Source organism: Camelimonas sp. FR25 (assembly GCF_059740505.1).
This window is the reverse complement of sequence record NZ_JCAWFG010000045.1, coordinates 161,499-172,366: the sequence shown is the minus strand read 5'-3', so window position 1 is coordinate 172,366 and position 10,868 is coordinate 161,499. Positions and strand designations below refer to the sequence as shown.

The window sequence follows — 10,868 nt, the reverse complement described above, 5'->3', positions numbered from 1 at the left end:
TGTCTGTAAATTGCGTCATTTTTTGACGGCGCCGGATGAGTGATGTTTTCCGGCTACAGGGTGCTCGGTGCTGATGGGGACTGCGCTGAAATCAGATTGCGGCATGAGCCCTGGCCAATGTCGGGCGGCGCGTGGCCTGCTCGACTGGACGCAGGAGCATCTGGCGGAGGCCGCGGGCGTGTCGCGCAGCACCGTCCGGGATTTCGAGAGCAGCCGCCACGGCCTGCAGCGCGGCAGCGCGGCGCAGATTATTGAGGCGTTTGAGAAGGCCGGCGTGCGCTTTATCGCGGCCGGCGACGCAGGGCCTGGGGTGCGCCTCGCCAGCAATGGGCGCGAGCCCGACCTCAGGTCCGCGCCGGGCCAGCCGTCGCCGCAGTCCGGCGACGCCGGCTGACCGCGGCGGTCAGTCCGCCAGCGTCAGGCCCATCTGCCAGAAATCCGCCTCGAGCCGCGTGGCGTCGCGGAAGATGCGTGTCAGCGCGGCGACCCGTTCCGGCGTGGCGCTGGCCATGCGCGCATCGATCCAGGCGCGTTCGGCGTTGGCGGCGTCAAGGAACTCCTCGCTGGCGTACATCTCGATCCAGCGCATATAGGGGTTGCCCTCGCGCTTCAGGAACGGCTGCTGCAACAGCCAGCGCGCCACCTCGCCATAGCCGATGACGCAGGGCGCCAGCGCCACATGCAGGTCGAGCAGGTCGCCGCTGCCGCCCGCATCGAGCACATAGCGGGTGTAGGCCATATTGGCGCGCGATTCCTGCAATTGCGCCAGATCGTCCTCGCTGACGCCCCATTCGGCGCACCAACCAATGTGCAGCCCCATCTCCACATCGACAATCGCCTTCAATATGTCGAGGCCCTGGCGGATCTCGCCGATATTGCGCGACTTGTAGACCGCCAGCCCCCAGGCGCGGGAGAAATGCACGAGGAACAGATAGTCCTGCTTGAGGTAGTGCCGGAAGGCGTCCTCCGGCAGCGTGCCGTCGCCCATGCCGCGCACGAAAGGGTGCTCGATATAGGCGCGCCAGTCGGCATGGCAGGCGTCGACCATACGATCGAATGGGGTGGTGTTGGCCAGATGGGCGGCGGCGTTAGCCTGGTTTGCGCTCACATTTCTCTCCCGGTGCGGCGGCTGTTTTGATGTGGTCAGACCATCGTTGCAGCTACAGAGCGCGTTTTGTTCAAACGGCGTCGTGATACCAGGATGCGAAGATGCTGACGCATCCGCATCCTGGATTGCTCAGGCGCCGCACGGGCTTGACCAAAGTGCGATGAGTGAGTGCTCACCGCACTTTGGTATCAGACCGCTCAGAACGCGCTCAATTTGCACAAAAAAGGGCGGCGCGCGCCGATCGCTGTTGACCGGAACGTGCGTCAGGACGGCACATATGCAAAGGGCTGGCGCATGCGCCAGCCCCTTTCAGGTTCTCGATGCAACAAGGCTCAGAAGCTGAGGTCGCGATCGCCCTCGGCGTCCTTGACGCGGCTCGGCAGGCCGATGCGGTTCAGCAGATTGATGAACGGCTCAGCCGGCAGTTCCTCAACATTGGCCTGGCGCTTCACATCCCACTCGCCAGTGGCGATCAGCATGGCGGCGGCGGCGGCTGGCACGCCGGCGGTGTAGGAGATGGCCTGGCTGCCGACCTCGGCGAAGGCCTCCGCGTGATCGGAGATCTGGTAAAGGAAGGCTTCGGCGTCCTTGCCGTCCTTCTTGCCCTTCGCCAGCACGCCGATGCAGGTCTTGCCAGTGTAATCCTTCGCCAGCGACGACGGATCCGGCAGCACGGCCTTCACCACCTTCAGCGGGGCGATCTCGATGCCTTCGGCGGTGCGCACCGGCTGCTCGGAGAGCAGGCCGAGGTTCTTCAGCACCGTGAAGACATTGATGTAGTGATCGCCAAAACCCATCCAGAACCGCACATTCGGCACGCCGAGGTTCTTCGACAGCGAATGAATCTCGTCATGGCCGGTCATGTAAGTGGTGCTGGTTCCAACCACCGGCAGATCCCACTCCTTGCGGATCTCGAACATCTGGTTCGAGGTCCACTGGTTGTTCTGCCACGACCACACCTGGCCGGTGAATTCGCGGAAATTGATCTCCGGATCAAAATTGGTCGCGAACCATTTGCCATGGCTGCCGGCGTTGATGTCGATGATGTCGATCTCGTGGGTCTCATCGAGCCAGCGCTGGGTCAGCAGCGCCGCATAGGCGTTGACCACGCCCGGATCGAAGCCCGCGCCGTGAATGGCGGTGACGCCGGCGGCCTTGCAGGCCTCGGCGCGTTTCCACTCGTAATTGCCGTACCACGGCGGCGTTTCGCAGATCTTCAGCGGGTCTTCGTGGATCGCGGTGTCGATGTAAGCGACGCCGGTTTCGATGCAGGCCTGCAGCACCGACATGTTGACGAAGGCCGAGCCGAGATTGATGACGATCTCAACGCCGGTGCGCGAAATGAGCGCCTTGGTCGCTTCAACGTCGAGAGCATCCAGCGCGTGCGCCTCAAGGACGCCGTCGACCTTCATGCTCTTCTTCTCGTGGATCGACGCGATGATGTCGCGGCACTTGCTGACCGTGCGCGAGGCGATGTGGATGTCTCCAAGCACATCGTTGTTCTGGGCGCATTTGTGAGCAGTAACCTGGGCGACGCCGCCGGCGCCGATGACAAGGACGTTTTTCTTCATTTCACGCGAAAACCTCAAGGCTGGAGAAAAGGACCGCAGGGTCAGGACAGCGCTGCGGCGAAATCGTCATAGTTGAACGTGCGCACCTCGCGAACCGAGCCGTCCAGTTCACGAATGGCGATCGACGGCATCTTCACGCCGTTGAACCAGTTTTTCTTGACCATGGTGTAGCCGGCGGCGTCCTGGATGGAGATCCGGTCGCCGACCTTGAGTTCCTGCTCGAAGCTGAACTCGCCGAAAATATCGCCGGCAAGGCAGGACTTGCCGCACACCATGTAAGGGTGCGGGCCGCGATTGGGCTCGACCCTGGCGTGCTGGCGATAGATCAGCAGGTCGAGCATGTGCGCCTCGACCGAGGAATCGACGATGGCGAGCTGTTTGCCATTGTCGAGAATGTCGAGCACCGTCACCTCGAGCGTGGTGGTTTTGGTGATCGAGGCCTCGCCCGGCTCAAGATAGACCTGCACGCCATAAGTTTCGGCGAACGCCTTCAGCCGCGCGCAGAAGGCGTCGAGGTCATAGCCCTCGCCGGTAAAATGAATGCCGCCGCCGAGGCTGACCCACTTCACCTGGCGCAGCAGGTCGCCGAAACGCTCCTCGATCTGGCCGAGCATGGCGTCGAACAGGGCGAAGTCGCCGTTCTCGCAATTGTTATGGATCATGAAGCCGTCGATGCGATCCATGTAGGGACGCACCTTGTCGGCGTCCCACTCGCCCAGACGGCTGAACGGACGCGCCGGATCGGCGAGGTCGAAGCTGGAGGACGAGACGCCCGGATTGAGCCGCAGCCCGCGCTGGATGCCGACGGCGCGCTCAGCGAAGCGCTCGAACTGGCCGAGCGAATTGAAAATGATCTTGTCGGCGTGCGTGATCACCTCGTTGATCTCGTGATCAGCGTAGGCGACGGAATAAGCGTGGGTCTCGCCGCCGAACTTCTCGCGACCAAGACGCACCTCATACAGCGACGACGAGGTGGAGCCGTCGAGATACTGGTTCATCAGGTCAAACACCGACCAGGTGGCGAAGCACTTCAGCGCCAGCAGCAGCTTGGCCCCGGATTGCGCGCGCACGCGCCGGATGATCTCCATGTTGCGCAGCAACGCGGTCTTGTCGATCAGGTAATACGGCGTCTGCAAGGTCAATTGCGATATCCTGTGGCGATGGGCGGCGCGGCCCGTTGCACGCTCTGCACTCAGCCGGCAGCAACGTCACGACGTCCTGGCGACGACGCCAGATCAGGGGCCTGTGGCGCATCTCATGCGCCAGCCCATTTTGCCGCTAAGTTATGTCACCGGGATCACAGCGACGGACGCGGGCACATGCGCCGCGTCGCGCGGATCAGTTACATCAAGGTGAAAGTGCTGCGCCGGGCACATGCGGCGCTGGCAGTCCAGACGCTGTCGGCGTCTCGCAAGCCTCGTATCCGGGCGGCCGTTCGCGCTGTCATTCCACAGACGCGGCGGGCGATCATGTCTTCCGTTTGGGAGGCTTTCAGCAGAACTGCGCCCATCCCCAATTGGAAGAGGCCGTCTTGTGACATGGCGTCCTCCCCAACCAGCAGATGCATTCCGCATGACGCGGATGGCGACGCCATAGCCTTCTGCCGCAAAAAACTCAAGTCAAACTTGCCGTGGAGATGGAAGGACGCCGGTCGCCCCACGGATTTGCCCATTGCCTGCCAAACCGCGTTACACACGCGGCGTCCTGACTGATTTGCCCTGCTGGAGCCGCCGCCATGGCCATCTATCCGCCGCTCTCCTGGCCTGATCCCCGCCTCGCCAACGTCTCGGCGCCGGTGACAGAATTTGACGCAGCGTTAAGAGAACTGGCCGCCGACGTGCTGGCGTCCATGCGCGCCGCGCCCGGCGTCGGCGCTACGGCGGCGCATTTCGGCCTGATGCGCAAGCTGTTCGTGCTGGAACTGCCGGAGGACCCGGCGCCGCAGTTTTATGTCAATGCGCAGATCGTCGACGCTTCAGACGAGATGGCGTCGCATACGGAAGGCAGCATCGCCATGCGCGGGGCCAGCGCCGTGGTGCAGCGTCCGGCGCGGGCGCTGATGCGCTGGCAGGACCTCGACGGCGCAACCCACGAGGCGTGGTTCGACGGGTTTCGCGCCGCCTGTGTGCAGCATGAGGTCGACCAGATGAATGGGGTGTTCTGGCTCCAGCGCCTGTCAAAACTCAAGCGTGACCGGGCGATCGCCCGCTGGCGCAAGCAGGGCGGCTAGTTGCCTGCTTATTGGGCGCGTTGCCTGCGACCTGCTGTCGCCTGGGCAAATAATGCTCAAAAACAATGAAAACTGCTGGAAAATTGCGCGCAGCGGCTTTAAACATCCGCGGTCTGATGGCGTGCGCGCGGATGGCGGGCGCATGTATCCAAAACACCCCCCAGTCGCGTGACCGGCTGGCGCGGGGTCGCGCAAGACGTAAACACATCAGGGCGGAATCGGGCACAGCGCCTGTGCTGCATCGATCGCATGCAGTAACGACCGGCGTGTGTCCGACGATGCAGGATGCGGTCGAGCAGCGGTCAGCGCCAGACAGCTTTCAGGATCTGAGAACATGCAAAAGTCCCAACTTGAACAGGCCTTGACCCGTCTGGATGACGCGGCGCGGCATCTTGATCTCGATGCGGACGTCCTGGAAAAGCTGAAATACCCGCGCGAAACCACCAAGATGCGCCTGATGGTCCGCATGGACGATGGCTCGCGCAAATCGTTCATGTCGTGGCGCTGCCGCTACGACGACACCCGCGGCCCGACCAAGGGAGGCATCCGCTTCCATCCGCATTCCACCATGGATGAGGTGGAGACGCTGGCCTTCTGGATGACCTTCAAATGCGCCGTGATGAACCTGCCTTATGGCGGCGGCAAGGGCGCCGTGCAGGTCGATCCGCATGCGCTGTCGAAGGGTGAGCTGGAGCGCCTGTCGCGCGCTTACATGCAGGCCTTCTCCAATGTCATCGGCCCCGACCGCGACATCCCGGCCCCGGATGTCTACACCAACGCCATGATCATGGGCTGGATGGCGGATGAATACGCCAACATCATCGGCAAGAACGCCCCGGCGGTGATCACCGGCAAGCCGATCGCTCTGGGCGGCTCGCTCGGCCGTGATGACGCCACCGCCCGCGGCGGCTTCTATCTGGTGCGGCACCTTGAGCGCGATCTGGGCGTGGCGCCTGGCTCCACCGTCGCCATCCAGGGCTTCGGCAACGCCGGCACCCATATGGCCCGCCTGATGGCCGACGTCGGCTACAAGGTGGTGGCCGTGTCTGACTCGCGCGCCACGCTGTATTGCAAGACCGGCCTCGACGTTGACGCCGTGCTCGACGCCAAGGCCGCCGGCAAGCTGACCTCGCTGGCGGGCGCCAATGGCGTGGAGGCCCTGCCGCCGGACGCCATCGTCGGCATCGACTGTGACGTGCTGGTCCCGGCCGCCATGGAAGACCTGATTAACGCCGGCAACGCCGAGCAGGTGAAGGCTCGCGTCGTGGTCGAGCTGGCCAATGGCCCGATCACTCCGGAGGCCGACGAGATCCTGTTCCGCAAGAATGTCGTGGTGCTGCCTGACATTCTGGCCAACGCCGGCGGCGTCACCGTGTCCTATTATGAGTGGGTGCAGAACCGTCAGGGCTTCTACTGGACGGTCAGCGAAATCCACCAGCGTCTCAAGACCAATATGGAGACCGAGGGCCGGGCGATCTGGCTGCTGGCGAAGGAGAAGGGCATCAGCGTCCGTAGCGCCGCCTATGTCCACGCCCTGCAGCGTCTGGCCACCGCCATCGAGGCGCACGGCACCCAGTCCTATTTCGCCTCCTGAGCCAGCGCGCACGGCGAAAGCTCCTTGAGCAGATCATGGCGCGTCCCCCGCATCGGGGGGCGCGTTTTTTGTTGGCGGCGTCAGCGCGGCGGCGGCGGGCGCGGCGGCCCGTTCGGCTGCGACAACACGTAAAGCGCCGCCGCCAGCAGCACCACGGCCATGGCGCCTGCGCCCAGCCAGCCAGGCCGTGCGCCGAGATAAAATGATACGAAACTGATGCAGATGCCGGCGCAGGCCATGGCCTTGGCGTAGGGGGGAATGGCCCGGTGGGCGCGCCAATTTGCCAGCAATGGCCCAAAGCGCCGATGGGCCAGCAGCCACGCTTCGAGGCGCGGCGAAGATCGGGCGAAACAGCCGGCGGCGAGGATGAGAAACGGCGTCGTCGGCAGTAGCGGCAGGGCGGCTCCCACAGCGCCCAGCGCCACGAACACGAGGCCAAGGCCCATCCAGGCGAAGCGGTAGATCGTTGCGTCTCGCACCCGTCGCGCCCCCGGCCGTCACGCGCCGCGCTCGAGGGCGGCCAGCTACTCCTTGCTGTGGCGGCGTACGTGCCCAGCGTCAAGCCACGTCAGCCCGCACGCCTTGAAGGACGCAGCCATGCCAATGCGACGCACCATAGCGGCGCGTCGCATTGGCGCCCGGCGATCACGGGAGCAGGTCCCAGCCTTCAGCCGGCGCGTATCTCCGCTCAGTCGGCGGAAAACTCGGCTGACCTTCGTCAGCGATGCGCCCTGAGCGGCGCGACGGCGCCGCGCTGGGCGTGGCGCGCCGCGATGCGGATGAGCAGCGCCGTCAGCAGCACCAGGCCAGCGGCCATGGCGATCACAGCGTTGAACGAGGTGTCGAACGCCAGCCGCGCCTGGCTGAGCAGGCCGGCGGCGACGTCGGGCGACAGCGCTTCGGCGGCGCGCAGGGCGCCATCGAGACTGTCGCGGGCAGCGGCGGGCGCGCCGGCCACGCCGCCCATGGCGCTGCTGTACAGGCCCGAGAGGGCGCCGCCGATGGCCGCAACGCCAATCGCCGCGCCAAGCTCGAACGACACTTCTTCAACCGAAGCGGCCATGCCGGTCTTGTCAGGCGGGGCCGCGCCCATGATCGCCGCCGAGGCGGAGGTCATGGCGGCGCCCATGCCGCCGCTGGCTATCGCCAGCAGGATGGCGTGCGCCACATGCTGGCCAGATGGCGAGGCGATGAACAGGCCAAGCGCCACGCCGGCGATGGCCATGCCCATCCACATGATGCGGGTGGCGCCAAAGCGACCGGTGAGCCAGCCCGCCGCCGGACCGGCGGCGAGGGCGCCGAGCGGCAGCGGCAGGATCATCAGGCCCGCCTGCAGCGGCGTCAGCCCCAGCACCAATTGCAGCCGCTGGCTATAGGCCAGCTCGATGCCGATCATCGCCATGGAGCTGAGCATCGCCACGAGAACGCCAATGGCGATCACCGGCTTGCGGAACATGGCGAAATCGATCAACGGCGCCGCCATGCCGCGCTGGCGCCGCACAAACAGGGTGAGGGCGATGGCGCTGATGGCGAAAGCGGCCAGGACCACGCCTGGCGCACGGGCGCCAGCGCCAATCTCCTTGACGCCGACGGCGAGGGCGATGACGCCGACCATCACCAGGGCCGCGCCGATCAGATCGATGACCCGGGCGGGATTGGGGCGCGACGGCGCGATCAGCCGGATGCCCGCCGCCAGGGCGATGATGACGATCGGCAGATTGATCAGGAACACCGAGCCCCACCAGAACCAGGTGAGCATCAGGCCGCCGACCAGCGGGCCAAGCGCCGCGCCGCCCGAGGCGATGGCCGCCCAGACGCCAATGGCGAGGGCGCGCTCGCGCTCATCGGTGAAGGTGATGCGGATGATCGCAAGGGTGGTGGGCATCATCAGCGCCGCGCCGACCGCCAGCAGGGCGCGGGCGGCGATCAGGGCGCCGGCGCTGGGGGCAAAGGCGGCGAAGGCCGAAGCGACGCCAAACACGCCGAGGCCGGCGAGCAGCATCGGCTTGTGGCCAAAGCGGTCGCTGAGCGCGCCGGCGGTGGGCAACAGGCCAGCGACCACAAGCGCGTAAGCGTTGATGATCCAGAGCTTCTGGGTCGCCGTGGCGTTCAGATCATGGGTAAGGGTGGGAAGGGCCGTATACAGCACTGTCATGTCGACAACGACAAGCAGTAGCGCGCTGGATGCGATCGCAAGGACGATCCAGCGATTGGGGGAAGACATGGGTCACCATTGTGTCCGGGGCTTCCTCTTACAGCCTCCGGAGGTTGCGCTAAATGTGGTCGTCTTATAAATCCATACGTATGGATTGAAAAGAGGGTCCGTCGTCACGCCGTCGTGATGGACTTGAAAGTCTGGCCGATTGACGCAAACACAGGCGCCGGGCGTAAGGGTTTTGGGTCAGCGCCTGGGATCAGGCGATCCGAAGGATCAGGGGCTATGGGGCGCAGGCAAACCATCGACAGAAACGCGGTTCTTGACGCCGCGGAGGCAGTGATACGCGACAAAGGTATCAATGGTTTGACAATCGAAGCCGTTGCCCGTGCTGGCGGAATCAGCAAGGGCGGGGTTCAGTACTGCTTTGGTTCGCGCGACGCCATGGTCCGCGCCATGGTGCAGCGCTGGGAGGGGGAGTTCGACGCCGAGGTGGCGGCGATCCCCGGCAATGACGGCTCGGTGGCCGGGCAGGTGCGGGCGCATGTGGCGGCCACGGCGCAATCGGGCCTCGCCTCCGCCGACCGGGCGGCGGTGATGCTCGCCGCCATGTCGGCCAGCGCCGACCAGCGGACCGAGGCGCGCGCCTGGTACACCAGCCGCCTGCGCGAGATCGCCGCCAGCCCAAAACCGGATCGCGATGGTCTGCGCCTGGCGTTTCTGGCGACGGAAGGGGTGTTCCTGTTGCGCTCCTTCGGCCTGCTCGACATGACAGACGGCGAATGGGATGACATTTTCGGCGACATCGCCGCGCTGGCGGCGCCAGCCGCTGGCCAGGATCCCGCCGACTGAGCCTGATACGCCGCGAACCACGCGCGCCCTTCACGCGTTGATCGTGGGATGAAGGTTTGCCGCTGCACCGGCGAGCGTCGGCCAGCGCGGACCCGCGGCGCCCCAGCGGCGCGAGGAGGCCCCGATGGATTTGTTCTATGCGGCGGATGCCTCTGGCGGCGACCCTGGCCAGGCGCAGCCAATCGAGACCATGGCGCCGGGCGCCATTCTGTTGCGGCGCCGGGCGCTTCAGGACGCCGGGGCGCTCATCGCCGCCATTGATGCGGTGGCTGCGGCGGCCCCGTTCCGCCACATGCAGACGCCCGGCGGCTTTGAGATGTCGGTGGCCATGACCAGCTGCGGCGCGGCGGGCTGGACCACCGACAGGCGCGGCTATCGCTACGAGCGCAACGACCCGCAATCCGGCGCGCCATGGCCGGCCATGCCGGCGCTGTTCCGCCAGCTGGCCAGCGCCTGCGCCGCTGAGGCCGGGTTCGCCGGTTTTGCGCCCGACGCCTGCCTGATCAATCGCTACGCCCCCGGCGCCCGCATGGCGCTGCACCAGGACAAGGATGAGGCGGATTTCACCCAGCCCATCGTCTCGGTGTCGCTGGGGCTGCCCTGCGTGTTCCAGTTCGGCGGCGCCAAACGCGCTGACCCGGTGGCGAAATATGAGCTTCGCCACGGCGATGTGGTGGTGTGGGGCGGGCCCTCGCGGCTGTTCTATCACGGAGTGCTGCGCCTGAAGGACGGCATGCACCCCGCCACGGGCGCGCTGCGCTATAATCTCACCTTCCGCAGCGCGCTGACGCCGCCCGCCACGCCTTGACGGGGCCTGTCCCCGGCCAGGGTGCGCGAACAGTAGCCCGAGGGAGACAGCCCATGGCGCGATTGTCGTATTCTGGCTTCCCCCGACGCAAGGCGCCTCCGGCCTCTTGTCTCATGCTGCTGTCAGCCCTTGTGCTCATGGCGGACGCGGGCCACGCCTGCGCCGCCGCGTCGACGACGCCTCCGCCAGCAGCCGCCCCGGCAGACGCCGCGCCGCCGCTGCGCGTTTTTCGTATCGGCTTCACCGGCATCATGTGCGTCAGGCCGCCGTGTCCGTCCACGGGCGTGATGGCGGAGACCGCGCTGCCGGGCGAACGTGCGCGCTGGCCGCTGTGGTGGGGCGATGGCGATCCGCCCATTGACGCTGACGCCGCCATGCGCGCCCATATCCGCGCCTCCTGGCGCAAGGGCGAGTGCTTGCGGGTGCAGGGTCGCTGGTCGGGCGGACGCCTGCAGGCGCAGCGCATTATCGGCCGTTGCAGCGGCCTGCCGGGCGACCGCTGATTGGCCGACCCCTAAGGCCAGGCCGACGCGCGCCAGACAAAACCGCG

11 protein-coding genes are annotated in these 10,868 nt (G+C 65.9%); 6 read left to right on the top strand and 5 right to left on the bottom strand.

The genetic code is table 11. The features are described from left to right. Window positions 1-103 precede the first annotated feature (103 nt). A complete protein-coding gene (locus AC6A67_RS06360) occupies window positions 104-394 on the top strand; it encodes a helix-turn-helix transcriptional regulator (RefSeq protein ID WP_498035703.1) in 291 nt (96 codons plus the stop codon). Window positions 395-403: 9 nt separating this feature from the next. Here the strand turns inward: AC6A67_RS06360 and tenA are convergent, their stop codons facing one another. The 3 genes from tenA to nspC form a co-directional block, all read right to left on the bottom strand. Beyond that, complete coding sequence (gene tenA, locus AC6A67_RS06355) at window positions 404-1,108, bottom strand: thiaminase II (protein WP_498035702.1); 705 nt, start codon at window positions 1,106-1,108, stop codon at window positions 404-406. 332 nt (window positions 1,109-1,440) lie between these two features. Continuing rightward, on the bottom strand, window positions 1,441-2,679 hold the full coding sequence (locus AC6A67_RS06350) for a saccharopine dehydrogenase family protein (RefSeq protein ID WP_498035701.1): 1,239 nt from the start codon (window positions 2,677-2,679) through the stop codon (window positions 1,441-1,443). Window positions 2,680-2,720: 41 nt separating this feature from the next. Further along, a complete protein-coding gene (nspC, locus tag AC6A67_RS06345; RefSeq protein ID WP_498035700.1) occupies window positions 2,721-3,821 on the bottom strand; it encodes a carboxynorspermidine decarboxylase in 1,101 nt (366 codons plus the stop codon). Between the two features lie 593 nt (window positions 3,822-4,414). On the opposite strand from nspC, the gene AC6A67_RS06340 reads away from it, so the two are divergent. Together AC6A67_RS06340 and AC6A67_RS06335 are read left to right on the top strand one after the other, a co-directional pair. Beyond that, complete coding sequence (locus AC6A67_RS06340) at window positions 4,415-4,909, top strand: peptide deformylase (RefSeq protein WP_498035699.1); 495 nt, start codon at window positions 4,415-4,417, stop codon at window positions 4,907-4,909. 334 nt (window positions 4,910-5,243) lie between these two features. After that, a complete protein-coding gene (locus AC6A67_RS06335) occupies window positions 5,244-6,503 on the top strand; it encodes a Glu/Leu/Phe/Val family dehydrogenase (protein WP_498035698.1) in 1,260 nt (419 codons plus the stop codon). Window positions 6,504-6,583: 80 nt separating this feature from the next. Here the strand turns inward: AC6A67_RS06335 and AC6A67_RS06330 are convergent, their stop codons facing one another. Continuing rightward, a complete protein-coding gene (locus AC6A67_RS06330; RefSeq protein ID WP_498035738.1) occupies window positions 6,584-6,949 on the bottom strand; it encodes a YbaN family protein in 366 nt (121 codons plus the stop codon). A gap of 272 nt (window positions 6,950-7,221) precedes the next feature. After that, on the bottom strand, window positions 7,222-8,727 hold the full coding sequence (locus AC6A67_RS06325; RefSeq protein WP_498035697.1) for an MFS transporter: 1,506 nt from the start codon (window positions 8,725-8,727) through the stop codon (window positions 7,222-7,224). A gap of 117 nt (window positions 8,728-8,844) precedes the next feature. Here AC6A67_RS06325 and AC6A67_RS06320 point away from each other — a divergent pair, with 117 nt between their 5' ends. The 3 genes from AC6A67_RS06320 (at window position 8,845) to AC6A67_RS06310 (ending at window position 10,821) form a co-directional block, all read left to right on the top strand. After that, entirely contained in the window at window positions 8,845-9,510 is a 666-nt protein-coding gene (locus tag AC6A67_RS06320) for a TetR/AcrR family transcriptional regulator (protein WP_498035696.1), read from the top strand. A gap of 124 nt (window positions 9,511-9,634) precedes the next feature. Further along, a complete protein-coding gene (gene alkB / locus AC6A67_RS06315; protein WP_498035695.1) occupies window positions 9,635-10,318 on the top strand; it encodes a DNA oxidative demethylase AlkB in 684 nt (227 codons plus the stop codon). Window positions 10,319-10,371: 53 nt separating this feature from the next. Then, complete coding sequence (locus tag AC6A67_RS06310) at window positions 10,372-10,821, top strand: hypothetical protein (RefSeq protein WP_498035694.1); 450 nt, start codon at window positions 10,372-10,374, stop codon at window positions 10,819-10,821. Window positions 10,822-10,868 lie beyond the last annotated feature (47 nt).